Here is a 26,511-nt window from a genome sequence, read left to right on the forward strand (position 1 = left end):
TTTGTTTTTTTTTTGTGGGGGGAAAAGGGGAGAGGGGGGGGGGGGGAGAAGGAGAAAGGGGGGGGACCCCTCCCTTCCCCCCCCCCCCCCCCCCTCCGCCTTCTGTCTTCTGCCGTGTCCTTCGTTACGAGGTCCTTCGTCACGAGGTCCTTCGTTACGAGGTCCTTCGTTACGAGTTGACCGCTCCGCGCAGCTCCGCCACGTCGAGCTGCTCGGTCTCGTCGTGCGCGGTCAGGTCGATGACCTGGCCGATCGCCCGCCGGTCCGCGGGCCGCGCGGCGGCCGCCAGGACCTCCTCGCCGACGACGTCGGCCAGGTCGGTGTCCTGCACGGCCTCGATCGCGGCGGCGGCCTTCTTGGCGCCCAGCGCGGCCTGCGTACCGCCGTGCGTTCCCTGCGTGCCGAAGTAGTCGAAACCGCCCGACGGGCGCGGGGCCGGCCGGCGCGAGGCGTACGGGACGATCGCGGCCGCGGCGGGGACGTGCCGCATCGCGGGCGCCTTGGTGTGGGCGTCGTGCGCGTCGTGGCCGTCCTGCGAGCCGTTCCGGGCCGTCTCGGCGCGCGGCTGCGGCGCGGGAGCCGTCTCGGGCTCCGGCGCGGGGGCCGTCTTCGCCGTCGCCTCCGGCCCGTCCTCCGGCTGCCGGGTGGTCTGCGGGTCCGGGTCCGGCTCGGACCTGGACGCCAGCTTCCGCAGGGCCTCGGCGGCCCGGCGGTAGGCCTCCGGCGTCGGCGTGGAGCCGGCGGCGGGCAGGGCCTTGGCCTGGGTCGCGGCGGAGCTCTCCAGGGCGAGCACCCGGCGGCCCTCCAGCGCGCTGGCCCGCTCGGTCTCGGCCGTGGCGTACCGGCGCAGCAGGTCGGCGTGCTCGGTGCGGAGGCCGGCCAGCTCGACGCGCTTGGCGCGCAGCTTGGCGTCGAGGCGGGTGCGCAGCTCGCGCGACTCCTCCAGGTCGGACTCCAGTTCGGCGATCCGCTCCTCGTGCTTCCACTGGTCAGCGGCGCGGGCCCGGGTCAGCTCGGCGACCTGACGGCCGGCGCCACGGTCCCAACTGCGCATGAGGACCGCGCCGGTGACCGCCGCCGCCGCGGCGGCCGCGACGAGCAGCCGCAGGACCACGGGATCACCGAACAGCCAGGCGCCCGCGGCACAGACGACCGAAGCCCCGGCGACCGCGGAGGGCGGCAGGAGCTTGTGCAGAGGTGGGGAATGACGGTGACGTCCACGTGGCATGGCCTGAAATTTACCGTGCGTAGGCGCCGTATGGGGCGTCGGCCCGGCAATCTCTTGGCGAGTTCTCGCCGTAGCCGGCCCGGCCCGTCGCCATTCCCGGCCGGGCCCGGCCGACTCCCCTTACCGGGTGCCTACTTCTTGAGCAGCCCCTTCGACTCCAGATAGGCCTTGGCGACGTCCTCGGGCTTCGCCCGCTCCGCGTCCACCTTGCGGTTGAGTTCGGCGAGATCCGCCGTGGTCAGCACCTTGGTGATCTTGTCGAGGGCGGCGGCTATCTCCGGCGAACCGGCGTCCTTCGCATTGACGACGGGCAGCACGTTGTCGGCGTTCTGCAGCTTCTTGTCGTCCTGGAGGAAGACGAGTCCGAAGGACTCGACGGTGGCGTCCGTCGTGGTGGTGAGCACCAGCTGGTCGATGCCGTCCTTGACGGCCTGCTTGGCCTGCGGGGTGCCGACTCCCTTGGGGTCGACGCCGGTCACGTCGATCCCGTACGTCTTCTTCAGACCGGGCGCGCAGAAGGGCCGGATCTCGCATTCGTCGCCGGCCGCGATCTTCACCTTCAGCTTGGCCGCGCCGAGATCGGAAAGCGTGCTCAGCTTGTTCTTCTCCGCGAATTCCTTGCTCACGGCGAAGGCGTTCTGGTCGACGGCCGCGCCGAACGCCAGCACCTTCAGTCCGCGCGGTTCGGCGAGCTTCTTCAGGGCCTCCGTCGTGGCGGCCGGGTCTCCGGAGGCGACCGGCTTCTCCTCGGGCGCCTTCGGCCCGTTCACCTTCGCGTTGAGGAATTCCGCGAGCGTCGCCGCGTATTCCGGTACGACGTCGATCTCGCCCTTCTCCAGGGAAGGTTCGTACAGCTCGCGATTCTTCACGGTGGTGACGCTCGCGGAGTATCCGGCGTCGTCCAGCACCTGGGCGTAGAGCTCCGCGAGCACCTTCGACTCGGTGAAGGCCGCCGCGCCGACGACGAGCCGACCCTTGCCGCCTCCGCCGCTGCCGGTGTCGCCGCCGCCCTCCTTGGACTTCTCCAGGCTGTCTCCGCCACCGCACGCGGCGAGCGAGACGGCCAGCACAGCCGCGCCCAGTGCCGCTCCCGTGACACGCAACGCCCTGGTCACAAAGATCATCCCTTCAGTCGTGCGGCGCGGCCGACGAGCCGGTCCGCTGCCACGAGCAGCACCTCCATGAGGAGGGCGAGCAGGGCCACGAGCACGGCGCCCGCGACCACCTGCGGTGTGTCGTACGTGTTGAAGCCGGCGGTGATGATCCGGCCGAGGCCGCCCTGGCCGACCATGGCGGCGATGGTCGCGGTAGCGACGACCTGCACGGCCGCCGAGCGCAGACCGGTCATCAGCATGGGGCGGGCCAGGGGAAGTTCGACGCCGCGGAAGAGCTGGCCGCCGGACATGCCCATGCCCCGGGCGGCCTCGACGACCGCGCGGTCCACCTCCCGCACGCCCACGTAGGCGTGGGTGAGCAGCGGAGGTATCGCGAACAGCACGAGCGCGACGACGGTCGGCACGTAGCCGGCGTTGCGCAGCGGCGAGACCATGAACAGCGCGAGCACGGCGAAGACGGGCACGGCCCGGCCCGCGTTGGAGACGTTGACCGCGACCGTGCCGCCCCTGCCGAGGTGGCCGAGCCAGAGGCCGAGGGGCAGGGCGAGGGCGCAGGCGAGGAGCAGGGCGGTCCCGCTCACGTACAGGTGCTCGGCGAGCCGGTGCCAGATCCCGCTCTCGCCCGACCAGTGGGCGCCGGTGGTGAGCCAGCTCCAGGTGTCCGCGACCACGCGCATCTCAGCCGCCTCCCGCCGGGGCCGGGCCGGCGCCTCGCCGCGTCCAGGGCGTGAGGAGCCGCTGGAGCGCGAGGAGCAGCAGGTCGGCGGCGACCGCGAGCAGCACGCACAGCACGGAGGCGGCGAGCACCTGGGCCTTGAAGAAGGTGGGCAGGGCGTCCTCGATGAGATTGCCGAGGCCGCCGCGGCCGACGATGGAGCCGACCGTGGTGAGCGCGATCGTCGACACGGTCGCCATCCGTATTCCGGCCATCAGCTGGGGCAGGGCGAGGGGGAGTTCGACCTGCCAGAGCAGCCGCCCCGCCCCGTAGCCCATGCCTCTGGCGGCCTCCCGGGTCTCGGCGGGCACGGCCGCGAGGCCGGCCAGGACACCGCGGACCAGGATCGTCAGCGAGTACAGCACCAGGCCGGTCACGACGAGCGCCGAGGACAGGCCGAGGAAGGGCAGCAGCAGCGAGAACATCGCCAGCGAGGGAATCGTGTAGAGCAGGGTGGTGAGCCCGAGGACCGGGCCCGCGAGCTTCGGCCGGGCCCGTACGAGCAGGGCGAGCGGAACGGCGACGACCAGACCGAGCAGCACCGACACCACGGTGGTTCCCACATGCTGGAGGGTGGCGTCGGTCAACTCCTGCGAGCGGGTGCGCAGATACTCGCCGCAGATCCAGTCGTTCGTCACCAGACAGTTCGCCGCGGCCATGTGCGTACACCCCCCGTCATCCCGCGCTCGCCGGTCCACCGGCCTTCCGGACGCCGCCGTTCGGACATCCGCGTGGCGACCCTAACCCCGCCCACTGACAATCACCGGCGAACGCCACGGTGTGGAAATACTTCCTTCACACAATGCGGGCCGCGAAGGGTCAGAATGGGGAACCATGATCCGGTTCGAGCAGGTCACCAAGCGGTACGCGGACGGCACGACCGCCGTCGACGAGCTGTCCTTCGAGGTCGCCGAGGGCGAACTGGTCACGCTCGTCGGCCCCTCCGGCTGCGGCAAGACCACCACCATGAAGATGGTGAACCGGCTCGTCGAGCCGACCGCGGGCCGGATCCTGCTCGGCGGCGAGGACATCGCGGCCGTCGACCCGGTCCGGCTGCGCCGCACCATCGGCTACGTGATCCAGCAGGTCGGCCTCTTCCCGCACCGAACGGTCCTCGACAACACGGCCACCGTCCCCGCCCTGCTCGGCTGGAAGAAGGCCAGGGCCCGCGAGCGCGCCGCCGAACTCCTCGACCTCGTGGGCCTCGACCCCGGCACGTACGGCCACCGCTATCCCGAGCAGCTCTCCGGCGGGCAGCGCCAGCGGGTCGGCGTGGCCCGGGCGCTCGCCGCCGACCCGCCGGTGCTGCTCATGGACGAGCCGTTCGGCGCGGTCGACCCGGTGGTGCGCGAGCGGCTGCAGAGCGAGTTCCTGAGGCTCCAGGCCACCGTCCGCAAGACGGTGCTGTTCGTCACCCACGACCTGGAGGAGGCGATCCGGCTCGGCGACCGCATCGCCGTCTACGGGCAGGGCCGCATCGAGCAGTTCGACACCCCGGCCACCGTCCTCGCGGCCCCCGCCACCCCGTACGTCGCCGACTTCGTCGGCGCGGACCGCGGCCTCAAGCGCCTCGCGGTCACCCCGGTCACCGAGGCCGACCTGGAGAAGCCGGCCGGAGCCCCGGCCCCCGGCGCCGCCCCGGGCGAGGCCCCCGCTCCCGCCGTCCCGCTCGGCGCCTCCCTGAAGGACGCCCTCGCCGTCCTCCTCCAGCACGACGCCGGACGCATCGCCGTGCACGCCCCCGGCGAGCCCGGCCGGGTGCTCGGCTCGCTCACCACGGCGGGCGTCCACCGCGCCCTGCGCCGTACCGCCGCGGCGGACGTCAGCTCGCGCTGAGCCGCTCGCTCATCCACACCAGACCCGGCGGGATCTCCCGGTTCCACGTGTTGAAGTTGTGGCCGCCGCTGTCGAGCATGATCGAGGAGACCTTCGCCGGGGCCTTCACCTTCCTGATGAACTCCTGCGTCCCCTTGAGGTTCCCCTCGCCCTGCCGCGACGACGTCACCAGGAACGACGAGTTCCCCTGCGGCAGGTGGTCCAGGCTCCACAACAGGTCGGCCCGGTTGCGCGCCGCCCCGTCGCCGTGGAACAGGTCGCCGGTCGTCACGTCCTCGGCCGCCTTGTAGTACGCGGAGAGGCCCGCGCCCGCCGCGAACCGGTCCGGGTGGTGCAGCGCGATCTTCAGGGCGCAGTAGCCGCCGGTCGAGTTCCCCATGAAGCCCCAGTTCCGCGCCTTCGTCCCGACCCGGTAGGTCTCGGAGATCGCCTTCGGCAGGTCCTCCGCGAAGAAGGTCTCGGTCTGCGGACCGCCCGGCACGTTCACGCACTCGGTGTCCCGCGGCGGCGCCACGGTCGGCCGCAGCATCACCAGGATCATCGGCCGCATCTTCTTGTCCTTGGCCTGCTGGTAGGCCGTCTTCGGGTACTTCAGGCCCTTCAGCAGGTTCTCGGCCGTGCCCGGGTAGCCGGTCAGCACCACCGAGGCCGGGAACGTCGACTTCGCGTACCGGTCCTGGAAGTACTCCGGCGGCAGGTACACGTACGCCGGCGAGTCAATCTTCGACTTCTCGCCCGCTATGACGACCTTCTGTATCTGCCCGCCGACCGAGGGACGCCCGCCGCCCGGCACGTCCATCGCCTGCGTGCCGACGACCTTCACGTCCTTGGAGCCGGCCGAGTGGTCCACGACCACGCCCAGGTCCTGCTCCTGGCCGAAGAGGTCCGCCCACGAGCCGTAGAACAGGAACGAGTTGTTCGCGGCCAGGCCCACCGAGGCGAACAGGGCCACCTGGGTGGCGAGCAGCAGCCCGATCCGCCCCAGGACGGACTTCCAGCCACCGCGCGCGAGCCGCGGCCAGAACCAGACCGTGGCGACGAACAGCACCACGGCCAGCACGACCGCCAGCGCGAGAACCTTGTTGCTGGTGAGACCCATGAGACGTCCGAGCTTTCTTCCTGAATTTTCCCTGAGATTTCCCTGACGGCGAGTGAACCCGCCCCATCGCCGCTCCGTCCTAGAAGGCGCAAACCCCCGGAACGGCCCGCCCGACCAGCGCGGCCGGCCGGAGGACCAACGATCTCTCGCGAAACCACGGGAAGCACGGGAAGCGATGTCTGTCACGGTAGATGGGGACAAATCCGGATCGGTTCCGGATCGGGTACGCCGGATTCTGCGCGGCCCCCGACCGGAGAAGGTCCCGGCACTCGTCGGTACGGCCTGCACCCTGATCGGCCTGATCGACATCGCCGCGGGCGTCTTCCCGCGGTTCCGCGCCAGCCGCATGCACGCCGTCGCCGAGGTCCTCCCCGGCACCCTCGGACCGCTCTCCGCGGCCCTCTCCCTCAGCGCCGGCGTCCTGCTCCTGCTCCTCGCCCACGGCCTCAAGCGCAACAAGCGCCGCGCCTGGCGCGCCGCCGTCGTCCTGCTGCCGCTCGGCGCCGTCGCCCAGTTCGTCTGGCGCCACTCACTCGCCGGCGCCCTGCTCTCCCTCGCGCTGCTCGCCCTCCTCCTCCGCCACCGCGACCAGTTCGCCGCCCTGCCCGACCCGCGCAGCCGCTGGCGCGCCCTCGCCAACTTCGTCCTCATGGGCGCCGGCTCCATCGCACTCGGCCTCGTCATCGTCAGCGCCCACCCGCGCCGCGTCGTCGGCAGCCCCAGCCTCACCGACCGCCTCGAACACGTCCTCTACGGCCTGTTCGGCGTCGAAGGCCCCGTCGCCTACACCGGCAACGTCGACTGGACCGTCGGCTACTCCCTCGGCGCCCTCGGCATGCTGACCGCCCTCACCACCATCTACCTGGCCTTCCGCCCCGAACACCCCGCCGCCCGGCTCACCGAGGACGACGAGGCCAAGCTCCGCGCCCTCCTCGACAAGCACGGCGCCCGCGACTCCCTCGGCCACTTCGCCCTCCGCCGCGACAAGGGCGTCGTCTTCTCCCCCAGCGGCAAGGCCGCCGTCTGCTACCGCGTCGTCTCCGGCGTCATGCTCGCCAGCGGCGACCCCATCGGCGACGTCGAAGCCTGGCCCGGCGCCATCGAACGCTTCATGGACGAAGCCAAGGCCCACTCCTGGACCCCCGCCGTCATGGGCTGCTCCGAGACCGGCGGCCAGGTCTGGACCCGCGAAACCGGACTCGACGCCCTCGAACTCGGCGACGAGGCCGTCGTCGACGTCGCCGACTTCTCCCTCTCCGGCCGCGCCATGCGCAACGTCCGCCAGATGGTCAAGCGCATCGAACGCAACGGCTACACCACCAAGGTCCGCCGCGTCGCCGACCTCAGCGACGGCGAACTCGCCCGCATCCGCCGCGCCGCCGAAGACTGGCGCGGCACCGACACCGAACGCGGCTTCTCCATGGCCCTCGGCCGCATCGGCGACCCCGGCGACGGCGAGGCGGTCATAGCGACCGCCCACAAAGAAGACCCCGACGACGCCGACTCCCCCTACGGCGACCTGAAGGCGATCATCCACTTCGTCCCCTGGGGCCCCGACGGCATGTCCCTCGAACTCATGCGCCGCGACCGCAGCGCCGACCCCGGCATGAACGAGCTCCTCATCGTCGCCGCCCTCCAGAACGCCCCCCGCCTCGGCATCCAGCGCGTCTCCCTCAACTTCGCCATGTTCCGCGCCGCCCTCGCCCGCGGCGAGAAGATCGGCGCCGGCCCCGTCCTCCGCCTCTGGCGCGGACTCCTCGTCTTCCTCTCCCGCTGGTTCCAGATCGAATCCCTCTACAAGTTCAACGCCAAATTCCAGCCCCGCTGGGAACCCCGCTTCGTCGTCTACCGCAAAAGCCGCGACCTCCCCCGCATCGGCTTCGCCGCCATGCAGGCCGAGGGATTCGTGAACGTCACCCTCCCCTGGCCCCTCCGCCGCCGCTCCCACACCCCCGCACCCCGCCCCTGCGCCCACATCGTCCCCGGCAAGGCCGAGCACGAGATCCGCGCGGCCTGAACCCGCACCCGGGCCCTACGCTGGACGCATGAGTACGACGATCGACCGGGGCACGGCACTCGGCCTGCCGGAGTGGGACCGCTGCGCGGTCATGGGCGTGGTCAACGTGACCCCCGACTCCTTCTCCGACGGCGGCCGCTGGTTCGACACCACGGCCGCCGTCAAACACGGCCTCGACCTCGTCGCCGAAGGCGCCGACCTCATCGACGTCGGCGGCGAGTCCACCCGCCCCGGCGCCAGCCGCGTCGACGAGGACGAAGAGCTCCGCCGCGTCATCCCCGTCGTCCGCGGCCTCGCCGCCGAAGGCGTCACCGTCTCCGTCGACACCATGCGCGCCACCGTCGCCGCCCGCGCCGTCGCCGCCGGCGCCAGCCTCGTCAACGACGTCAGCGGCGGCCTCGCCGACCCCGACATGGTCCCCGCCGTCGCCGCCGCCGAGGTCCCCTTCGTCGTCATGCACTGGCGCGGCTTCAGCGACAACATGAACAGCCTCGCCGTCTACGACGACGTCGTCACCGAAGTCGTCACCGAACTCCGCACCCGCATGGAAGCCGTCATCGACGGCGGCATCGCCCCCGAACGCATCGTCGTCGACCCCGGCCTCGGCTTCGCCAAACTCGCCCCCCACGACCTCGCCCTCGTCGCCCACCTCGCCGACCTGCGCACCTTCGGCCGCCCCCTCCTCGTCGCCGCCTCCCGCAAGCGCTTCCTCGGCCACGTACTCGCCCACGACGGCGCCGCCCCGCCACCCGCCCGCGAACGCGACGCCGCCACCGCCGCCGTCTCCGCCATCGCCGCCCACGAAGGCGCCTGGGCCGTCCGCGTCCACGAGGTCCGCGCCACCGCCGACGCCGTACGCGTCGCCAGAGCCGTCGAAGGAGCCCGGTGACCCGCACCCGCGAAGCCGACCGAGCCGCCGTCGAAGCCGCCAACACCGCCTTCTACGAAGCGATGGAACAAGGCGACTTCGACACCATCACCGACCTCTGGCTCGACGACGGCGCCACCGAGATCTCCTGCGTCCACCCCGGCTGGCCCGTCCTCACCGGCCGCGGCGACGTCCTGCGCTCCTACGCGCTGATCATGGCCAACACCGACTACATCCAGTTCTTCCTCACCGACGTCGAGATCTCCCTCGCCGCCGACGTGGCGGTCGTCACGTGCACCGAGAACATCCTCAGCGGCGGACCCGCCGAGGACGGCGCCGAGCTCGGCCCCCTCGTAGGACAGCTCGTCGTCGCCACCAACGTGTTCCGCCGCACGTCGGAAGGGTGGAAGGTGTGGTCCCACCACGGCTCCCCCGTGATCCCCGAGACCGACACCGACGACGGCGACGACCCCACCGACCGGCCCACCGACTGAGCGGCCGTTCAGGAGCCCGTCGTCCCGCTGTCGGTGCCCGCGGGTAGATTCGGTGGTGGACACCCGGCCGTCCGCACCCGGCTGCGTGGCCACCGGAACTACGACAGCAGGAGTGATTCGCGTGGATCGTGTCGCGCTGCGCGGCCTCAAGGCCCGAGGACACCACGGCGTCTTCCCCAAGGAGCGCGAGGAGGGGCAGACCTTCATCGTCGACCTCACCCTCGGCATCGACACCCGCGCCGCGGCCGCCGACGACGACCTGACGAAGACCGTCCACTACGGCGTCGTCGCCGAAGAGGTCGTCGACGTCGTCCAGGGCGAACCCGTGGACCTCATCGAGACGCTCGCCGAACGCATCGCCCAGCAGTGCCTCAAGCACGCCGGCGTCCAGGAGGTCGAGGTCGTCGTCCACAAGCCGGACGCACCGATCACCGTCCCCTTCGACGACGTGACCATCACCATCACCCGGAGCCGCGCATGAAGCCCCCGCACAGCGACCCCACCGTGCAGCCCGTCCCCGCGGCCGTCACCGCCGCCGTCGACGCCGCCGACCACACCCTCTCCAACCCCAAATGGGCCGTCATCGCCCTCGGCGCCAACCTCGGCAACCGCCTGGAGACCCTCCAGGGCGCCGTGGACGCCCTCGAGGACACCCCCGGCCTGCGCGTCAAGGCCGTCTCCCCCGTCTACGAGACCGAGCCCTGGGGCGTCGACCCCGGCGCCCAGCCCTCGTACCTCAACGCCGTCGTCCTCGTGAAGACCACCCTCCCCCCGAGCTCCCTCCTGGAACGGGCCCACGCCGTCGAGGAGGCCTTCCACCGCGTCCGCGAGGAGCGCTGGGGCGCCCGCACCATCGACGTCGACATCATCACGTACGCCGACGTGGTCTCCGACGACCCGGTCCTCACCCTGCCGCACCCCCGCGCCCACCAGCGCGCCTTCGTCCTCGCCCCCTGGCACGACGTCGACCCCGAGGCCCTCATCCCCGGCCACGGCCCCGTCGCCGACCTCCTCACCGCACTCGGCCACGAGGGCGTCGCGGCACGGACCGACCTGGAACTCCGACTCCCGGAGTAGTCGTTAGGCTCCTCGGAGAGACCAGACTCCGAAACACCCGACGGACAGGCACCCGCCCCACCCGCCCGGCACACACGAAGGACGACTCCCGGTGAAACAACTGCGGCTCAAGGTGCTCGCCGGACTGTTCCTCGCCGCCGGAATCCTCTCCTGGGGCGCCGCCCGCCTGTGGAACTCGGTCGGCACGCTGCCCAGCGTGCCGCTCGCCGCCCCCATCGTCCTCGCGGCCATCGCGGCCGTCCTCTTCGCCACGGCCCTCTCGCTGCGCGCCCGCCTCAAGGCCCAGCGCGAGCGCCGCCCGGACGCCAAGGGCGTCGAACCCCTGATGGCCGCCCGCGCCGTCGTCTTCGGCCAGGCCAGCGCCCTCGTCGCCGCCCTGGTCGCCGGCATGTACGGCGGCACGGGCGTCGTCCTCCTCGACTCCCTCGACATCCCGGCCCGCCGCGACCAGGCCATCTACGCCGCCTTCGCGGTCCTGGCCGGCTTCGCCGTCATCGCGGCGGCCCTCTTCCTGGAGCACGTCTGCAAACTCCCGGAAGACGAGGACAACAACGGCCCGGGCAAGGCCCGGGCCTGAGACCCTCGATCAGCGGTCAGCTTCGCTGACCGAGGGTGGTGTGGAGCAAGGCGGACAGGCCGCCGTCAGCGGGCCAGTATCAGGGACATGGCCTCGGCTCGCGTCGTGGCGTCCCGAAGCTGGCCGCGTACCGCCGAGGTCGTCGTCTTCGCGCCCGGCTTGCGGACGCCACGCAGCGCCATGCACATGTGCTCGGCCTCGATCACGACGATCGCACCACGCGCGTCGAGGATCTTCATCAGCGAATCGGCGATCTGGGTCGTCAGTCGCTCCTGTACCTGCGGGCGGCGAGCGAAGACGTCGACGAGGCGGGCCAGCTTCGACAAGCCAGTGATTTTGCCCGTTTCGGCCGGAATGTACCCAATGTGAGCTACGCCATGGAATGGCAGCAGATGGTGTTCACATTGCGACACCAGTTCGATATCTTTCACGAGCACCATTTCGTCGTGTCCGAGGTCGAACGTCGTCGTCAGCACGTCCTCCGGCTTCTGCCACAACCCCGCAAAAAGCTCCCTGTACGCCCGCGCCACCCGCGCCGGCGTCTCCCTCAGCCCCTCGCGGTCCGGGTCCTCTCCGACCGCGATCAGCAGCTCCCGTACGGCGTTCTCGGCGCGCTTCTCGTCGAACTCGCCGATCGTGCCCTCGCCGTCCAGCGTCACCGGGTCGGTCATCTGTGCCTCGTTCCGTCTGTCTGACATGGCGCGAAAAGAGCCGCGCCCCCACAGGCTAGAACCTGTGGGGGCGCGGCTTCCATTCCGGGCCCGCGGAGCCGTTAGGACTCCGGGGTGTCCTCCGGGGCGATGTCGATCGACTTGGTGGTGTCGACCGGGGTGGTCGCCGCCGAGGAGCCGTTGGCGCTGTTGGTCAGGGCCAGCTCCTTCGGGGAGAGGACCGGCGGGCGGGTGGACGGCGTGCGGCGGGCCGAGCCGGTCCAGGCCGGGCGGGCCGGGCGCTTGACGATGGGGGCGAAGATCTCGGCGATCTCCTCCTTGCCCAGGGTCTCCTTCTCGAGGAGGGCCAGGACGAGGTTGTCGAGGACGTCGCGGTTCTCGACGAGGATCTCCCACGCCTCGTTGTGCGCGGTCTCGATGAGCTTCTTGACCTCTTCGTCGACCAGCGCGGCGACCTCTTCCGAGTAGTCGCGCTGGTGCGCCATCTCACGGCCGAGGAAGGGCTCGGTGTTGTCGCCGCCGAACTTGATGGCGCCGAGCCGCTCCGTCATGCCGTACTGGGTGACCATCGCGCGGGCGGTGGCGGTGGCCTTCTCGATGTCGTTCGCGGCGCCGGTGGTCGGGTCGTGGAAGACCAGTTCCTCGGCGGCGCGCCCGCCCAGCATGTAGGCGAGCTGGTCGAGCATCTCGTTGCGCGTGGTGGAGTACTTGTCCTCGTCGGGCAGGACCATGGTGTAGCCCAGGGCCCGGCCGCGGGACAGGATGGTGATCTTGTGGACCGGGTCGGAGTTCGGTGAGGCCGCCGCGACCAGGGCGTGACCGCCCTCGTGGTACGCGGTGATCTTCTTCTCCTTGTCCGACATGATGCGGGTCCGCTTCTGCGGGCCGGCGACCACGCGGTCGATCGCCTCGTCGAGGGCCTTGTTGTCGATCAGCTTCTTGTCCGAGCGGGCGGTCAGGAGGGCCGCCTCGTTCAGGACGTTGGAGAGATCGGCACCGGTGAAGCCGGGGGTGCGGCGGGCGACGGCGCCGAGGTCGACGTCCGGAGCGACCGGCTTGCCCTTCTGGTGGACCTTGAGGATCTCGAGTCGGCCCTGCATGTCGGGGCGGTCGACGGCGATCTGCCGGTCGAAGCGGCCGGGGCGCAGGAGTGCCGGGTCGAGGATGTCGGGGCGGTTGGTGGCGGCGATGAGGATGACGCCGCCCTTGACGTCGAAGCCGTCCATCTCGACGAGCAGCTGGTTGAGGGTCTGCTCGCGTTCGTCGTGTCCGCCGCCGAGGCCGGCGCCGCGGTGGCGGCCGACCGCGTCGATCTCGTCGACGAAGACGATGGCCGGGGCGTTGGCCTTGGCCTGTTCGAAGAGGTCGCGGACGCGGCTGGCGCCGACGCCGACGAACATCTCGACGAAGTCGGAGCCGGAGATCGAGTAGAACGGCACGCCGGCCTCGCCGGCGACGGCGCGCGCGAGGAGGGTCTTGCCGGTTCCGGGCGGGCCGTAGAGCAGCACGCCCTTGGGGATCTTGGCGCCGACGGCCTGGAACTTGGCCGGTTCCTGGAGGAATTCCTTGATCTCGTGGAGTTCCTCGACCGCCTCGTCGGAGCCCGCGACGTCCGCGAAGGTCGTCTTGGGCGTGTCCTTGGTGATGAGCTTGGCCTTGGACTTCCCGAAGTTCATGACGCGGGAGCCGCCGCCCTGCATCTGGTTCATCAGGAAGAGGAAGACGACCACGATGAGGACGAAGGGCAGCAGGGAGAACAGGACCGAGACGAACGGGGACTGCTTCTCCGGGGAGACGGTGTAGCCGTCCTTGATCTGCCCGGCCTCGAACTTCTCCTGGAGCTTGTCGGCCAGGTCGGCGCCCTGGGTGCCGATGTACGGGGCCTGGACCTTGCTGCTCTTGTCGATCTTCTGGCCGTCGACGAGCGTGATCTTGATGTTCTGCTCGTCACCGGTGGTGAGCCTTGCGGATTTGACCTGGTTCTTGTCGATCGCCTGGACGACCTTGCCGGTGTCCACCGTCTTGTAGCCCTCGGACGAGCCGACGACCTGCATCAGCACGACCACGGCGAGGACGGCCAGCACGATCCACATGACCGGCCCGCGGAAGTATCGCTTCACGTCCATCCATACGGGGCGCGCTCGGCGCCCCGTCCCTCCTGCCCGTAGGTGAATGCTGCTGAGTAGCTGCGGTTGTTTGGAGCTGCGGTATGAAAAAGCTGTTCTTCGGACGGTACCCCAGCATTGTCACCCGCGGCCGTCTTCCCTTGGTTCAACGGAGGGAAGACGGTGCGGGTTCCCGTGGGACGTGGTCCCTCAGCCGCCGTAGACGTGGGGGGCGAGGGTGCCGACGAACGGGAGATTGCGGTACTTCTCGGCGTAGTCGAGGCCGTATCCGACGACGAACTCGTTCGGGATGTCGAAGCCGATCCATTTGACGTCGATCGCGACCTTGGCCGCGTCCGGCTTGCGCAGGAGGGTGCAGACCTCCAGGGAGGCCGGTTCGCGGGAGCCGAGGTTGGACAGGAGCCAGGACAGGGTCAGGCCCGAGTCGATGATGTCCTCGACGATCAGGACGTGCTTGCCCTTGATGTCGGTGTCGAGGTCCTTGAGGATCCGGACGACTCCGGAGGACTGGGTGCCGGCGCCGTAGGAGGAGACGGCCATCCAGTCCATGGTGACGGGGGTGGACAGGGCGCGTGCCAGGTCCGCCATCACCATCACGGCGCCTTTGAGGACGCCGACGATGAGCAGGTCCTTGCCCGCGTACTCCGTGTCGATCTTCGCGGCCAGCTCGGCCAGCTTCGCGTCGATCTCTTCCTTGGTGATGAGCACCGACTTGAGGTCGCCGCCCATGTCCTTCTCGTTCACCCGCGTCACTTTCGTTGCAGCCTTGCGTCAGCCTTGCCGAATGACCAGTCTGCCACCCTGCCGCAGTGCCTCGACGCGGCCGGGCAGGTTGATGGCCCCTTGGCCGCGCCATCCGGTGATGAGCCGGTCGATTTCCTCGATGTGGCGGGCGAAGAGGGAGCCGGCGGGTGCGCCTTCGGCGATCACGGCGCGGCGCAGGACGCGGCGGCGGACGGCGGGGGGCAGGCCGAAGAGTTTGGCGCATTCGAGGCGGCCGGCTTCGTCGCGTACGGAGGCTTCGGCGTCGGCGGCCCAGGAGTCGAGGGCGTCGGCGTCGTCGCGGGAGAGCTGGGCCGTCCGGGCGAGTGCTTCGACGACTCCCTTGCCGAGGGCCTTTTCGAGGGCGGGGAGGCCTTCGTGGCGGAGGCGGGAGCGGGTGTAGGCGGGGTCGCTGTTGTGGGGGTCGTCCCAGACGGCGAGTTCCTGGGCGATGCAGGCCTTGCGTACGGTCTGGCGGTCGAGGTCCAGGAAGGGGCGGCGGTAGCGGCGGGCGGTGCCGGAGACGGCGGCCATGCCGGACAGGGAGCGGATGCCGGAGCCGCGGGCGAGGCCGAGGAGGACGGTTTCGGCTTGGTCGTCGCGGGTGTGTCCGAGCAGGACGGCGGTGGCTCCGTGGCGCTGTGCGGCGGCGTCGAGGGCGGCGTAGCGGGCGTCGCGGGCGGCGGCTTCGGGTCCTCCGTCGCGGCCGACGGTGACGGCGACGGCTTCGACGGGGTCGAGGCCGAGGGCGGTCATGCGGTCGGCGACTTCGCGGGCGCGCTGGTCGGAGCCTGCCTGGAGGCCGTGGTCGACGGTGATGCCGCCGGCGCGGAGGTCGAGTTTGCGGGCTTCGAAGGCGAGCGCGGAGGCGAGTGCCATGGAGTCGGCTCCGCCGGAGCAGGCGACGAGGACCAGGGGGGAGCCTGGTGGGGTGGGCCGGTCCGGGGTGGGGCCGGGGGGCTGGGGGCCGGCCGGTGTGTCGTGGTGCTGCGCGGAGTGTGCGGTGGAGTGCTCGGTGAGGACGTCGTGGAGTACGCGGCGGACCGCCAGGCGTATCGCCGCGACCGCAGGATGGGGACCCATGTCCGGTGCCCTTCGTGGAGAGAGTGCAGTGCCTCGGTCGGAGTCTTAACGGTCGGAAGTGGGGGTTCGGTCACTCAGAGTGCGTCGATGGTGACAGAACCTGGCCGTGAGCCGAGCATTGCACGCCTTACCCGCCGTCTAGGGTCCCTCGGATGGGTGATTGGTGGGGTGTTGTTCCGCCATCGGACGCACCTGTCTCACGAGTCTGCCTTACGGTGCACCCTCGCGACCCAGTCGGCGGGGCTGGCGATCTCGGTTTTGGTGGGGAGCGTGTTGGGCGAGGTCCACACGCGGTTGAAGCCGTCCATGCCGACCTGGTCGACGACGGCGCGGACGAAGCGTTCGCCGTCGCGGTACTGGCGGAGTTTGGCGTCGAGGCCGAGGAGCTTGCGCAGGGCGAGGTCGAGGCGGGAGGCGCCGCGGGCGCGGCGCTGCTGGAACTTCTCGCGGATCTCGGTGACGGTGGGGACGACGTCGGGTCCGACGCCGTCCATGACGTAGTCGGCGTGGCCTTCGAGCAGGGACATGACGGCGGTGAGGCGGCCGAGGATCTCGCGTTGTTCGGGGGTCTGGACGAGTTCGACGAGGGAGGGCGCGGGTTCGCCGCGTTCGCCTTCGGGGCGGCCGCCGGCGAGGGCCTGGGCGGCTTCGCGGAGGCGTTCGACGACGGTGCCGGGGTCGACGTCGGTGGCGGCGAGGAATGACTGGATCTCGCCCTGGAGGTGGTCGCGGAGCCAGGGGACGCCGGTGAACTGGGTGCGGTGGGTCTCTTCGTGGAGGCAGACCCAGAGCCGGAAGTCGTGGGGGTCGACGTCGAGCTCGCGCTCGACGTGGACGATGTTGGGGGCGACGAGGAGGAGGCGGCCGCCGCCGTCGGTGCCGGCGGGGAGTTCGCGGGTGGCGGGGGCGAAGGTCTCGTACTGGCCGAGGATGCGGGAGGCCAGGAAGGAGAGCAGCATGCCGAGCTCGACGCCGGTGACCTTGCCGCCGACGGCGCTGAGGACGGTGCCGCCGGGGCTGCTGGAGCGGCGTTCCTTCATCTTGTCGAGGAGCGGGGAGAGCAGTTCGCGGAAGCCGGCGACGTTGGCCTTGATCCAGCCGGCCCGGTCGACGACGAGGACGGGTGTGTCGTCGGGTGTGTGGCCTTCGGCGATCATGCGGGTGTAGCCGCGGACGTGTTCCTCGGCGGCCCGGGCGTGGCGGCGGAGTTCGGCGACGACGTCGCGGGCCTCCTCGCGGCTCACCTCGGGGCCCGGGCGTACCAGGCGGGTCGCCGTCGCGACGGCGAGATTCCAGTCGACCATCCCCGATGTGCCTGCACCACCGATGCTCGTCATGCGTCAACCGTACGTTCTCGGCGCCGGTCTGGTGAGGGTTCGGGCGTGTTCGGCGTGGGTGGTGCGGGGCTGGTGCGGGGATGGTCGGTGCGGGTCAGCGGGGTGGGGCGAGGGCGGCGGAGAGCCGGTCGAGGGCGGGCTGGGCGGTGTAGGGGGATGTGGTCTGGCCGGCGAGGAAGGCGAAGGCGAGGAGTCGGCCGTCGGCGGTGACGACGGTGCCGGCGAGGGTGTTGACGCCGGTGAGGGTGCCGGTCTTGGCGCGGACGAGGCCGGCGCCGGAGGCGGCGGGGCCGGTGTCGAAGCGTCCGGCGAGGGTGCCGCTGAAGCCGCCGACGGGGAGTCCGGTGAGGACGGGGCGCAGGGCGGGGCGGGCGGGGTCGGCCGCTCGGGTGAGGATGCCGGTGAGCAGGGCGGCGGAGACGCGGTCGTTGCGGTCGAGTCCGCTGCCGTCGGCGAAGCGGGCTCCGGCGAGCGGGAGGCGGAGCCGGGCGAGCTCGTCGTGGACGGCCTTGCCGGCGCCGGCGAAGCTGGCGGGCTGTCTGCGGGCGAGGGCGGTCTGCCGGGCGAGGGCTTCGGCGAGGTCGTTGTCGCTGTGGGTGAGGGTGCGTTCGACGAGGTCGGCGAGGGGCGCGGATTCGGTGCGGGCGAGGGGCGCGGCGGGTGCGGCGGCGGTCCTGGGCGCGGCGGTGGCCTTGTCGTCGCCGGTGGCCCGGTCGTGGCCTCCGGTCCTGTCGTCGGCGGTGCCGGTGGCGCCGGCGGTCACGGGGAGCTTGGGGGCCTTGCCGGGGGCGGGGGTGCCCTGGACGGTGACGCCGGCGGTGCGCAGCAGGTCGGCGAAGGCGGTGGCGGTGTCGCCCGCGGGGTCGGCGGTGCGGGGTGCGGGGCCGCTGCGGCTGTCGTCGAGGCGGCCTTCGTCGGTCATGAGGGCGGTGACGGGGGCGAGGTTCTCGTTGGGGCCGATCGGGTGGAGCGCGGGTCCCTCGTAGAGGCTCGTGTCGTAGGTGAGGCGGACGGGCGTGGTGGTGCCGCGGGCCCTGAGGGCGCGGGCGGTGGCGTCGGCGAGGGCCTTCAGCCGGGTGCGGTCGAGGGTGGGGTCGCCGCCGCCGACGAGGGTGACGGTGCGGCCGTCGGGTGCGGCGACGGTCGTGGTGGCGATCCGGTGGTCGGGGCCGAGGGCGGAGAGCGCGGCGGCCGCGGTGGCGATCTTGACGGTGGACGCCGGGGTCATGGGCGTGGCGGCGCCTTCGCCGTACAGCTGGCGGCCGGTGGTGGTGTCGACGACGGACGCGGTGCGCAGGGGGCCGAGGCCGGGGTCGGCGAGGAGGGGGACGAGGACGGCGGCGAGGTCGCCCGTCCGGGTGGTCTCCTTCGTGGTGCCGGGGGCGGCGGGCCGGGTGCCGGCGTCGAGGGCGCGCAGCACGCCGGGGGCGCTGGGTGCGGGGGCGGGGCGGCGCGGGGCGGCGGGCGGGCCGGCGTGATGTGCGCCACCTCGGTCGTCGGCGAGGACCGCCCGGGCCCGCTCGGCCTTACGCTGGCCGGAGTCCCACGGGCCGGCCGCGCCGGCGGCGCCGGCGGCCAGGGCGAGACCGAGCACGGCGGAGCCCGCCGCGAGCTGCCAGGTTCTCGGCTCCGGCATGTGATGACCAGCCCCTTTCGCGATCAAGAGCGTGCGTGAGAGACACTTAACCACCGCGCGTCGTCGCGAGCATTGACATGTGTTGATTCAGGAGGAGATCCACCCGTGGAGTTCGACGTCACCATCGAGATCCCCAAGGGGTCGCGGAACAAGTACGAGGTCGACCACGAGACCGGTCGGATCCGCCTGGACCGCCGCCTCTTCACCTCGACCGCCTACCCGACGGACTACGGCTTCGTCGAGAACACCCTCGGTGAGGACGGCGACCCGCTGGACGCGCTCGTCATCCTCGACGAGCCGACCTTCCCGGGCTGCCTGATCAAGTGCCGCGCCATCGGCATGTTCCGCATGACGGACGAGGCCGGCGGCGACGACAAGCTGCTGTGCGTCCCGGCGACGGACCCGCGCATGGAGCACCTGCGCGACATCCACCACGTGCCGGAGTTCGACCGCCTCGAGATCCAGCACTTCTTCGAGGTCTACAAGGACCTCGAGCCGGGCAAGTCCGTCGAGGGCGCCGACTGGGTCGGCCGCGCCGAGGCCGAGGCCGAGATCGAGAAGTCGTACAAGCGCTTCAAGGAGTCCGGCGGCCACTGAGGCGGCTTGATCCCGGGATCGGCTTGATCCGGTCTTGTGCGAGGGCGGTGCACCTGCTGAGGTGCGCCGCCCTTCGCGCGTTCATACTGGGCTTCAGCCGGCCCGTATGGGGTCCGGTGGTGCGGGTACCAGGCCGGAATGAGGGCGACGAGAGTGGTGGCGAAGCCGGACGGGCCGGAGGACGTACCGGAGGACCGGAAGCCGCCTTCCGACGAGGCGCGCAGCGCGTTCGTCCCGCCGGCCGGGGTGGAGCCGCCGGAGCCGCCGGAGGAGGAGCATCCGACGTCGGAGTTCGCCCTGCCGGAGGGTCTCGCGCCGGAGCCGCCGGCCGAGCAGGAAGGTTCCGCCTTCGCTCCGCCGTCCACCTACTCCGCGCAGAACTCTCCGCCCGCCTTCACCCCGGCGTACGGCATACCGCTGGCGAAGCTGCCGCAGGACGCGCCGTGGCAGGACCGGATGCGGACGATGCTGCGGCTGCCGGTCGGCGAGCGGCCCGTGCCGGAGGCGCCGCGGAAGGCCGACGAGGCCGGGCCGCCGGTGCCGCGCGTGCTCGACCTGACGCTGCGCATCGGCGAGCTGCTGCTCGCCGGCGGCGAGGGCGCGGAGGACGTCGAGGCGGCGATGTTCGCGATCTGCCGCTCGTACGGGCTCGACCGCTGCGAGCCCACGGTGACGTTCACGCTGCTGTCGATCACGTACCAGCCGTCGCTGGTGGACGACCCGGTGACGGCGAACCGTACGGTCCGGCGCCGGGGCACCGACTACACCCGGCTCGCGGCGGTGTATCTGCTGCTCGCCGACATCAACGACCCCGAGCACGACGTGTCGCCGGAGGAGGCGTACCGGCGGCTGGCGGAGATCCGGCGCAACCGGCACCCGTATCCGGGCTGGGTGCTGACGGCTGCGGCGGGCGTCCTGGCGGGCGCGGCCTCGGTGCTGCTCGGCGGCGGGCCGACGGTGTTCTTCGTGGCGGCGCTGGGCGCGATGCTGGGCGACCGGCTCGCGTGGCTGTTCGCGGGGCGCGGGCTGCCGGAGTTCTACCAGTTCCTGGTGGCGGCGATGCCGCCGGCGGCGCTGGGTGTGGCGCTGACGCTGCTGCACGCGGATCTGCGGCCCTCGGCGGTGATCACGGGTGGTCTGTTCGCGCTGATTCCGGGGCGGGCGCTGGTGGCGGCCGTGCAGGACGGTCTGACCGGCTTCTACATCACGGCGTCGGCCCGGCTGCTGGAGGTCGGGTACTTCTTCGTCGCGATCGTCGTGGGCGTGCTGTCGGTGCTGTACCTGGCGGTGCAGTTCGGCGCCCAGCTGAACCCGGAGGGCGTGCTGAGCCCGGTCGAGCGGCCGTGGGTGCAGATCGCGGCGTCGATGGTGCTGTGCGCGACCTTCGCGATCCTGCTGCAGCAGTCGCGGGGGACGGTGCTGTTCGCGACGCTGAACGGCGGGGTGGCCTGGGTGATCTACGCGTCGATCGCGGTCACCGCAGACGGCTCCGCCGTGATGGCGACGGCGGTGGCGGCGGGTCTGGTGGGCCTTTTCGGCCAGCTGGCCGCCCGCTACCACCACACGTCGTCGCTGCCGTACGTGACGGCGGCGATCGGCCCGCTGCTGCCGGGTTCCGCGACGTACTTCGGGGTCCTCGCGATCGCGCAGAACAACCTGGACCAGGGCTTCGGCTCGCTGGCGAAGGCGGCGGCCCTGGCCCTGGCGATCGCGATCGGCGTGAACCTGGGAGGCGAGCTGGCGCGCCTGTTCATGCAGGCTCCGGGCGCCGCGGCGGCCCGCCGCGCCGCGAAGCGCACGAGGGGCTTCTGACCCGTCGCGCCGTGGCGCGGTCAGGTCACAAGCCCCTCGGGTGCCGGATCAGCGCCGGGCGTGGCGGCCGCGCTCGGCCGGCGGGTTCGGGGTGCCGGGGCCGTCGTGGCCGCCCTGGTCGCCGTGGTTGCCGGCGTTCTTCTTGGACTGGGAGCGGGCCCGCAGGTACTCGATCACGATCGGGACCACCGAGATCAGCACGATGCCGACGAGGATCATCTCGATGTGCTTGTGCACGAAGTCGATCTTGCCGAGGGAGGCGCCGAGCAGCGTCACGCCCGCGCCCCACAGCACGCCGCCGATGATGTTGAACGTGATGAAGGAGCGGTAGTTCATCCGGCTGACGCCGGCGATGATCGGCGTGAAGGTCCGCACGATCGGCACGAAGCGGGCCAGGATGAGCGACTTCGGGCCGTGCTTCTCGAAGAACTCGTGGGCCTTCTCGACGTTCTCCTGCTTGAAGAGCCGGGAGTCGGGGCGCTTGAAGAGCGCCGGGCCGACCTTGCGGCCGAAGAGGTAGCCCACCTGGTCGCCGATGATCGCGGCGGCGACCACCAGGGTGCACACCACCCACAAGGGGGTGTCGAGCTTTCCGGTGGTGACGAGCAGGCCGGTCGTGAAGAGCAGCGAGTCGCCCGGCAGGAAGAAGCCGATGAGGAGTCCGGACTCGGCGAAGACGATGACGAGGACACCGATCAGACCGAAGGTCTGGATCAGATAGTCCGGGTCCAGCCAGCTCGGTCCGAGGGCAAGCGTGTTCACGGGTTCCGGGCTCCTGCGGTCGGTGGGGGTGAGAAGGGCGTGAAGGGGGATTGTCGTACAGGACTGCCGCCCCAAGCTATCAACGCGAAGTGAACCCCCCGGGTTCCACCCGCGTCCACCCCGGGCCGCCCGTCGCCCGCCCGGCGCCTGCCCGAGCGCCCGTCCGGCGCCCGCCCGGGCCCGTCGGGCGCCCGCCCGGCCTCGCAGCGGATGCGGGCGGGCCGGGCCGCCGCCAGGCTGAGGGACCAGGAGGTGGATGCGGATGAGCATCGACGAGTACGGCGGCGGGCAGCCGGCGCAGGCGGCTGTGCTGGTCGTCACGACGAACGACGTGCCCGGCTACCGGGTCCGGCAGGTGATCGGCGAGGTCTTCGGGCTGACCGTCCGGTCGCGGCACCTGGGCAGTCAGATCGGCGCGGGCCTGAAGTCGATGATCGGCGGGGAGCTGAAGGGTCTGACGAAGACGCTGGTGCAGACCCGTAACCAGGCGATGGAGCGTCTGGTGGAGCAGGCCGCCGCGCGCGGCGCGAACGCGGTCCTGATGTTCCGCTTCGACGTCACGGAGGCCGCCGACGTGGGCACGGAGGTGTGCGCCTACGGCACCGCCGTGGTGATCGAGCCGCTCGGCTGACCCGGCCCGGGCCCGCCCCGAGGGCCGGGCGCCGCCCTGTCCTCGGGCTGACGCGGCGTGAGCCGCCACCCCGAATGTCGGGATGTTATGCGGCATTTGCTCACCTATGGTGGGGCGGTGGCCACCGAGACACCCGCGAAACACGCGCCCGAGGCGCCCCTGAGGGTCCTGCTGCCCCAGATCCTTCCCGCCCTCGTGGTCGGGGTCGGCTCCGGTCTGCTGTTCCTCGGCGTCAGCGAGCTGGCCGACCAGCTCCAGGAGCTGCTGTGGAACGACCTTCCGGACGCGCTCGGCATCGGTCACTACTCCGCCCTCTGGATGATCGTCATGCTCACCGCGACCGGCATCGCGGTCGGGCTGATCGTCTGGAAGGCGCCCGGGCACGCGGGGCACGACCCGGCCATGGAGGGGCTGGGCGGCCCGCCGCTGCCGCCGGTCGTCGTACCCGGCCTGCTCCTCGCCAGCGTCCTGGCCCTCGCCGGCGGCGTCAGCCTCGGACCGGAGAGTCCGACGATCGGCTCCGTCATCGCCCTCACGTACTGGGTGGGGCACCGGCTGCTGCCGGCCGTGCCGGGCGCCTTCTGGGTGTCCCTCGGCATCGCCGGCACCCTCGGCGCCCTGTTCGGCAGCCCGATCGCCGCCGCCCTCGTCATCTCCGAGGCGCTGGCCTCCAGGCCCAGCCGGGGCTCGCTGTGGGACCAGCTCTTCGCTCCGCTCCTCGCCGCCGGCGCCGGATCGATGACCGCCCAGCTGGCCTCCAGCCCCAGCTTCGACATGGGACTGCCACCGCTGGACACCCCCGGATTCGAGGACCTGCTCGCCGCCCTCGTGCTGGCCAGCCTGGCCGCCGCCTTCGGCCTCCTCGCCTGCTTCGTCTTCCCGCACCTCCACCGGGCCTTCACCCGTCTGGGCCATCCGATGCTGGCCCTGCCGGCCGGCGGTCTCGTCCTCGGCCTCCTCGCCGCCCTCGGCGGGCATCTGACGCTGTTCAAGGGACTCCACGAGACCGAGGAGATCGTCCGGTCCATCGGCACCCTCGGCTCGGGCGAACTGGCCAAGCTCGCCGTGGTGAAGACGGCCGCCCTGCTCGTCGCGGGCGCCTGCGGCTTCCGCGGCGGCCGGGTCTTCCCCGCCGTCTTCATCGGCGCCGCGTTCGGCCTGTGCGCCCAGGCGCTCGTACCGGAGATCCACCCGGCCGTCGCCGTCTCCTCCGGCGTCCTCGGCGTGCTGCTCGCCACCACCCGGCAGGGCTGGGTGAGCCTCTTCGTCGCCGCCGTGATCGCCGCCTCGCCGGCGATGCTCGCCCTGCTGTGCCTCGCCTCCCTGCCCGCCTGGCTGGTCGTCACCGGCCGCCCCTTCCTGCAACTCGACGAACAAGGCAAACCCCTGCGCTGACCCCGGCACCCCCCGCCCGCCCACGGGGAACCGGCCGGCCCCCAGACGAAGGAGACCCCGTGCCGCTGCACAAGGGACCCGACGACCACGACACCGCACACCGCCGCCTCGCCTTCAACCCCTTCTTCGGCGAGGCGAATCCGGTCGGCGGCATGACCGAGGCCCCGCCGCGCCACCGCCTGCCCGACGGGCCGCTGCCGCCCATGAGCGCCTACCAGCTCGTCCACGACGAGCTGATGCTCGACGGCAACTCCCGCCTCAACCTCGCCACCTTCGTCACCACCTGGATGGAGCCCCAGGCCGGCGTGCTCATGGGCGAGTGCCGCGACAAGAACATGATCGACAAGGACGAGTACCCGCGCACCGCCGAACTCGAGCGCCGCTGCGTCGCCATGCTCGCCGACCTCTGGCACGCCCCCGACCCGTCGAGCGCCGTCGGCTGCTCCACCACCGGCTCCAGCGAGGCCTGCATGCTGGCCGGCATGGCCCTCAAGCGCCGCTGGGCGAACCGCAACGCCGACCGCTACCCCGGCGCCCGGCCCAACCTGGTCATGGGCATCAACGTCCAGGTCTGCTGGGAGAAGTTCTGCAACTTCTGGGAGGTCGAACCCCGTCTCGTGCCCATGGAGGGCGACCGCTTCCACCTCGACGCGGCCTCCGCCGCCGCCCTCTGCGACGAGAACACCATCGGCGTCGTCGCCGTCCTCGGCTCCACCTTCGACGGCTCCTACGAACCCGTCGCCGACATCTGCGCCGCCCTCGACGAGCTCCAGGCCCGCACCGGCCTCGACATCCCCGTCCACGTCGACGGCGCCTCCGGCGCCATGGTCGCTCCCTTCCTCGACGAGCACGTGGTCTGGGACTTCCGGCTCCCCCGCGTCTCCTCGATCAACACCTCCGGCCACAAGTACGGTCTCGTCTACCCGGGCGTCGGCTGGGCGCTGTGGCGCTCACCCGCCGAACTGCCCGAGGAACTCGTCTTCCGGGTCAACTACCTGGGGGGCGACATGCCGACCTTCGCCCTCAACTTCTCCCGGCCCGGCGCCCAGGTCGTCGCCCAGTACTACACGTTCCTCAGACTCGGCCGTGAGGGCTACCGGACCGTCCAGCAGACCAGCCGCGACGTGGCCCGGAGCCTGGCCGGGAAGATCGAGGCCCTCGGCGACTTCCGCCTCCTCACCCGCGGCGACCAGCTGCCCGTCTTCGCCTTCACCACCGCCTCCGACGTCACCTCCTTCGACGTCTTCGACGTCTCGCGCCGGCTGCGGGAACACGGCTGGCTCGTCCCCGCCTACACCTTCCCGGCCCACCGCGAGGACCTGTCGGTCCTGCGCGTCGTGTGCCGCAACGGCTTCTCCGCCGACCTGGCCGGCCTCCTCGTGGAGGACCTCGCCCGCCTCCTGCCCGAACTGCGGCGCCAGCCCCACCCGTTCACCCGCGACAAGGACGCCGCGACCTCCTTCCACCACTGAGCGACACCCGAGCGCCGTCGGCCGCCACCGGTCCGTCAGTCGTCCTCGCAGGCCAGCAGGAACTCCGACCAGCGCACCCCGTCCCGGCTCGACCGGAACTGGCAGCTGTTCGCCTCCCGCAGCAGCCCGATCCCGGTGCGCCGCACCCAGGACGTGCCGTCACCGGTCTCACGGAAGCTGCGCCCGCCGTCCGTGCTCGCGTACGCCGAGAGCTCGGCCGGCACCGTCACCCGGCCGCCCGGGCCGGGCACCGGCATGCCCTGGAGCGTGCGCGGCTCCCGCACGGGACCGGTGGTCCACATCCGGGTCCAGGTGCGGCCGCCGTCGAGCGAGCGGTGCAGGGCCCGCATCGGGTTCTTCACCGGCTCGCCGCCGTCCAGTTCGCCCAGCTCGGCCGCGTAGACCGCGTCCGGCCCGACCGCGACCGTGACGTGCCGGCCGGACGTCCTGCCGCCGGGGCTCGGCAGCGGGCTGACGGCCCAGCTCCGGCCCGCGTCACGGGAGACGGCGACGGCGACCCGCCCCGACCCCGGATCGACACCGGACACCCACCACGAACCGTCCGGCTCCGCCACGGGCGCCGGGCGCGGGTGCGCACCGAGCTGCGGCACCCGGGCCAGCGCCCGGCGCCGCCCGTCCTCCGGCGAGAGCACCACCAGCCGCTCACGGGCGCACTCGTCCGGACCGGCCCCCGCGGGCGCCGCGCACACGGTGGCGAGGACCCCGCCGTCGGGTATCCGCGGAGCCGTGCCGGCCGTCCGGCGGTCGACCGCGCGCCAGTTGCGGCCGCCGTCGCGCGTGAACCAGGTCCGCTCGGGCCCGTCCCCGCCGCCGTCCTCGATCAGCGCCCGCCCGGAACCGAGCACCGTCAGCCCTGCCGATTCGCCGAGCGTCGCCGGTATCTCGGGCAGCGGGGTCGACCGCAGCGCCCAGGAGCGCGCGCCCCGGTCCAGCACGGCGACCTGCCGGCGGCAGAAGCCGTTCGCCGGCCGGGCCTCGTCCGTCACGCACTGCGTCAGCAGCACGAACCCGCTGCCGTCCGCGGCGAAGCCCACGCTGTGCGCCCGGCCGGGCAGCCCCGGCGCGGACGGTATCCGCGCCGGAGCCCCGTACCGCCCGTCCACTGCAGGCGACTTCGGCGGTGACGTCCTCGGCGCCGGTGTCCTCGGCGCCGGTGTCCTCGGCGCCGGTGACTTCGGCG

The 26,511-nt window shown here is 71.9% G+C and carries 25 protein-coding genes; 12 read left to right on the forward strand and 13 right to left on the reverse strand.

Translation table 11 applies throughout. The annotated features are described in order from the left end of the window. Positions 1–169: 169 nt before the first annotated feature. From ACFWJO_RS12400 to ACFWJO_RS12415, 4 genes are all read right to left on the reverse strand, one after another. Positions 170–1,228, reverse strand: coding sequence for a hypothetical protein (locus ACFWJO_RS12400; protein WP_386864669.1), 1,059 nt, complete (start codon positions 1,226–1,228; stop codon positions 170–172). A 131-nt stretch (positions 1,229–1,359) separates the two neighbouring features. Further along, entirely contained in the window at positions 1,360–2,352 is a 993-nt protein-coding gene (locus tag ACFWJO_RS12405; protein ID WP_386864670.1) for an ABC transporter substrate-binding protein, read from the reverse strand. After that, positions 2,349–3,020, reverse strand: coding sequence for an ABC transporter permease (locus ACFWJO_RS12410; RefSeq protein WP_386864671.1), 672 nt, complete (start codon positions 3,018–3,020; stop codon positions 2,349–2,351). The genes ACFWJO_RS12405 and ACFWJO_RS12410 overlap by 4 nt, the downstream gene beginning before the upstream one ends. A 1-nt stretch (position 3,021) precedes the next feature. Then, positions 3,022–3,717: an ABC transporter permease gene (locus ACFWJO_RS12415; RefSeq protein ID WP_386864672.1), complete on the reverse strand. Its 696-nt coding sequence runs from the start codon at positions 3,715–3,717 to the stop codon at positions 3,022–3,024. A 175-nt stretch (positions 3,718–3,892) separates the two neighbouring features. Between ACFWJO_RS12415 and ACFWJO_RS12420 the strand changes: the two genes are divergently transcribed. Continuing rightward, positions 3,893–4,894: an ABC transporter ATP-binding protein gene (locus ACFWJO_RS12420; RefSeq protein WP_386864673.1), complete on the forward strand. Its 1,002-nt coding sequence runs from the start codon at positions 3,893–3,895 to the stop codon at positions 4,892–4,894. Here ACFWJO_RS12420 and ACFWJO_RS12425 read toward each other — a convergent pair. Next, entirely contained in the window at positions 4,881–5,993 is a 1,113-nt protein-coding gene (locus ACFWJO_RS12425; protein ID WP_386864674.1) for an alpha/beta hydrolase, read from the reverse strand. The two genes, ACFWJO_RS12420 and ACFWJO_RS12425, sit on opposite strands and share 14 nt — an antisense overlap. Positions 5,994–6,168: 175 nt before the next feature. On the opposite strand from ACFWJO_RS12425, the gene ACFWJO_RS12430 reads away from it, so the two are divergent. From ACFWJO_RS12430 to ACFWJO_RS12455, 6 genes are all read left to right on the forward strand, one after another. Continuing rightward, positions 6,169–8,010, forward strand: coding sequence for a phosphatidylglycerol lysyltransferase domain-containing protein (locus ACFWJO_RS12430; protein WP_386864675.1), 1,842 nt, complete (start codon positions 6,169–6,171; stop codon positions 8,008–8,010). Between the two features lie 28 nt (positions 8,011–8,038). Continuing rightward, a complete protein-coding gene (gene folP / locus ACFWJO_RS12435) occupies positions 8,039–8,899 on the forward strand; it encodes a dihydropteroate synthase (RefSeq protein WP_386864676.1) in 861 nt (286 codons plus the stop codon). A 62-nt stretch (positions 8,900–8,961) separates the two neighbouring features. Further along, positions 8,962–9,372, forward strand: a complete 411-nt coding sequence (locus ACFWJO_RS12440; protein ID WP_386864797.1) for a nuclear transport factor 2 family protein — start codon at positions 8,962–8,964, stop codon at positions 9,370–9,372. A 121-nt stretch (positions 9,373–9,493) separates the two neighbouring features. Beyond that, entirely contained in the window at positions 9,494–9,853 is a 360-nt protein-coding gene (gene folB, locus ACFWJO_RS12445) for a dihydroneopterin aldolase (protein WP_384408479.1), read from the forward strand. Next, the gene (gene folK / locus ACFWJO_RS12450) at positions 9,850–10,449 is read left to right on the forward strand and encodes a 2-amino-4-hydroxy-6-hydroxymethyldihydropteridine diphosphokinase (RefSeq protein WP_386864677.1); all 600 of its coding nucleotides are present in this window, start codon (positions 9,850–9,852) and stop codon (positions 10,447–10,449) included. The genes folB and folK overlap by 4 nt, the downstream gene beginning before the upstream one ends. A 91-nt stretch (positions 10,450–10,540) precedes the next feature. Next, positions 10,541–11,026, forward strand: a complete 486-nt coding sequence (locus tag ACFWJO_RS12455; protein WP_386864678.1) for a DUF3180 domain-containing protein — start codon at positions 10,541–10,543, stop codon at positions 11,024–11,026. Positions 11,027–11,091: 65 nt separating this feature from the next. Here ACFWJO_RS12455 and folE read toward each other — a convergent pair whose 3' ends face one another. The 6 genes from folE to dacB form a co-directional block, all read right to left on the reverse strand. After that, the gene (gene folE, locus ACFWJO_RS12460) at positions 11,092–11,697 is read right to left on the reverse strand and encodes a GTP cyclohydrolase I FolE (RefSeq protein ID WP_386864679.1); all 606 of its coding nucleotides are present in this window, start codon (positions 11,695–11,697) and stop codon (positions 11,092–11,094) included. 101 nt (positions 11,698–11,798) lie between these two features. Next, positions 11,799–13,823, reverse strand: coding sequence for an ATP-dependent zinc metalloprotease FtsH (gene ftsH / locus ACFWJO_RS12465; RefSeq protein WP_386864680.1), 2,025 nt, complete (start codon positions 13,821–13,823; stop codon positions 11,799–11,801). A gap of 189 nt (positions 13,824–14,012) precedes the next feature. Next, positions 14,013–14,552, reverse strand: coding sequence for a hypoxanthine phosphoribosyltransferase (gene hpt / locus ACFWJO_RS12470; RefSeq protein ID WP_384408871.1), 540 nt, complete (start codon positions 14,550–14,552; stop codon positions 14,013–14,015). A gap of 42 nt (positions 14,553–14,594) precedes the next feature. Beyond that, positions 14,595–15,668: a tRNA lysidine(34) synthetase TilS gene (gene tilS, locus ACFWJO_RS12475; protein ID WP_386864681.1), complete on the reverse strand. Its 1,074-nt coding sequence runs from the start codon at positions 15,666–15,668 to the stop codon at positions 14,595–14,597. Positions 15,669–15,865: 197 nt separating this feature from the next. Then, entirely contained in the window at positions 15,866–17,005 is a 1,140-nt protein-coding gene (locus ACFWJO_RS12480) for a zinc-dependent metalloprotease (protein ID WP_386864682.1), read from the reverse strand. Between the two features lie 94 nt (positions 17,006–17,099). Further along, the gene (dacB, locus tag ACFWJO_RS12485) at positions 17,100–18,641 is read right to left on the reverse strand and encodes a D-alanyl-D-alanine carboxypeptidase/D-alanyl-D-alanine-endopeptidase (protein WP_386864683.1); all 1,542 of its coding nucleotides are present in this window, start codon (positions 18,639–18,641) and stop codon (positions 17,100–17,102) included. A 105-nt stretch (positions 18,642–18,746) separates the two neighbouring features. Here dacB and ACFWJO_RS12490 point away from each other — a divergent pair, with 105 nt between their 5' ends. Further along, a complete protein-coding gene (locus ACFWJO_RS12490) occupies positions 18,747–19,238 on the forward strand; it encodes an inorganic diphosphatase (RefSeq protein WP_384408496.1) in 492 nt (163 codons plus the stop codon). Positions 19,239–19,391: 153 nt separating this feature from the next. Next, complete coding sequence (locus ACFWJO_RS12495; RefSeq protein WP_386864798.1) at positions 19,392–21,050, forward strand: threonine/serine exporter family protein; 1,659 nt, start codon at positions 19,392–19,394, stop codon at positions 21,048–21,050. A gap of 48 nt (positions 21,051–21,098) precedes the next feature. Here ACFWJO_RS12495 and ACFWJO_RS12500 read toward each other — a convergent pair whose 3' ends face one another. Continuing rightward, entirely contained in the window at positions 21,099–21,812 is a 714-nt protein-coding gene (locus ACFWJO_RS12500; protein WP_386864684.1) for a DedA family protein, read from the reverse strand. 262 nt (positions 21,813–22,074) lie between these two features. On the opposite strand from ACFWJO_RS12500, the gene ACFWJO_RS12505 reads away from it, so the two are divergent. The 3 genes from ACFWJO_RS12505 (at position 22,075) to ACFWJO_RS12515 (ending at position 25,310) form a co-directional block, all read left to right on the forward strand. Beyond that, complete coding sequence (locus ACFWJO_RS12505; protein ID WP_384408500.1) at positions 22,075–22,443, forward strand: YbjQ family protein; 369 nt, start codon at positions 22,075–22,077, stop codon at positions 22,441–22,443. An 87-nt stretch (positions 22,444–22,530) separates the two neighbouring features. Next, positions 22,531–23,838, forward strand: a complete 1,308-nt coding sequence (locus ACFWJO_RS12510) for an ion channel protein (RefSeq protein ID WP_386864685.1) — start codon at positions 22,531–22,533, stop codon at positions 23,836–23,838. A 59-nt stretch (positions 23,839–23,897) separates the two neighbouring features. Further along, entirely contained in the window at positions 23,898–25,310 is a 1,413-nt protein-coding gene (locus ACFWJO_RS12515; RefSeq protein ID WP_386864686.1) for a glutamate decarboxylase, read from the forward strand. A gap of 35 nt (positions 25,311–25,345) precedes the next feature. Here the strand turns inward: ACFWJO_RS12515 and ACFWJO_RS12520 are convergent, their stop codons facing one another. Next, positions 25,346–26,365 (reverse strand): exo-alpha-sialidase, encoded by a 1,020-nt coding sequence (locus ACFWJO_RS12520; protein ID WP_386864687.1) that lies wholly within the window; start codon positions 26,363–26,365, stop codon positions 25,346–25,348. Between the last annotated feature and the right edge of the window lie 146 nt (positions 26,366–26,511).

Source organism: Streptomyces sp. NPDC127092 (genome assembly GCF_042722475.1).
Classification (GTDB): domain Bacteria; phylum Actinomycetota; class Actinomycetes; order Streptomycetales; family Streptomycetaceae; genus Streptomyces.

Bases quoted from the DNA above. Each gene is read 5' to 3' on its own strand.
- dacB (WP_386864683.1), bottom strand. From the start codon at position 18,641: ATGCCGGAGCCGAGAACCTGGCAGCTCGCGGCGGGCTCCGCCGTGCTC.
- ACFWJO_RS12440 (WP_386864797.1), top strand. From the start codon at position 8,962: ATGGAACAAGGCGACTTCGACACCATCACCGACCTCTGGCTCGACGAC.
- folP (WP_386864676.1), top strand. From the start codon at position 8,039: ATGAGTACGACGATCGACCGGGGCACGGCACTCGGCCTGCCGGAGTGG.
- folE (WP_386864679.1), bottom strand. From the start codon at position 11,697: ATGACCGACCCGGTGACGCTGGACGGCGAGGGCACGATCGGCGAGTTC.
- ACFWJO_RS12420 (WP_386864673.1), top strand. From the start codon at position 3,893: ATGATCCGGTTCGAGCAGGTCACCAAGCGGTACGCGGACGGCACGACC.
- ACFWJO_RS12510 (WP_386864685.1), top strand. From the start codon at position 22,531: ATGCGGCATTTGCTCACCTATGGTGGGGCGGTGGCCACCGAGACACCC.
- ACFWJO_RS12480 (WP_386864682.1), bottom strand. From the start codon at position 17,005: ATGACGAGCATCGGTGGTGCAGGCACATCGGGGATGGTCGACTGGAAT.
- tilS (WP_386864681.1), bottom strand. From the start codon at position 15,668: ATGGGTCCCCATCCTGCGGTCGCGGCGATACGCCTGGCGGTCCGCCGC.
- ftsH (WP_386864680.1), bottom strand. From the start codon at position 13,823: ATGGACGTGAAGCGATACTTCCGCGGGCCGGTCATGTGGATCGTGCTG.
- ACFWJO_RS12400 (WP_386864669.1), bottom strand. From the start codon at position 1,228: ATGCCACGTGGACGTCACCGTCATTCCCCACCTCTGCACAAGCTCCTG.
- ACFWJO_RS12415 (WP_386864672.1), bottom strand. From the start codon at position 3,717: ATGGCCGCGGCGAACTGTCTGGTGACGAACGACTGGATCTGCGGCGAG.
- ACFWJO_RS12425 (WP_386864674.1), bottom strand. From the start codon at position 5,993: ATGGGTCTCACCAGCAACAAGGTTCTCGCGCTGGCGGTCGTGCTGGCC.
- ACFWJO_RS12505 (WP_384408500.1), top strand. From the start codon at position 22,075: ATGAGCATCGACGAGTACGGCGGCGGGCAGCCGGCGCAGGCGGCTGTG.
- ACFWJO_RS12430 (WP_386864675.1), top strand. From the start codon at position 6,169: ATGTCTGTCACGGTAGATGGGGACAAATCCGGATCGGTTCCGGATCGG.
- ACFWJO_RS12405 (WP_386864670.1), bottom strand. From the start codon at position 2,352: ATGATCTTTGTGACCAGGGCGTTGCGTGTCACGGGAGCGGCACTGGGC.
- folK (WP_386864677.1), top strand. From the start codon at position 9,850: ATGAAGCCCCCGCACAGCGACCCCACCGTGCAGCCCGTCCCCGCGGCC.
- hpt (WP_384408871.1), bottom strand. From the start codon at position 14,552: ATGGGCGGCGACCTCAAGTCGGTGCTCATCACCAAGGAAGAGATCGAC.
- ACFWJO_RS12410 (WP_386864671.1), bottom strand. From the start codon at position 3,020: ATGCGCGTGGTCGCGGACACCTGGAGCTGGCTCACCACCGGCGCCCAC.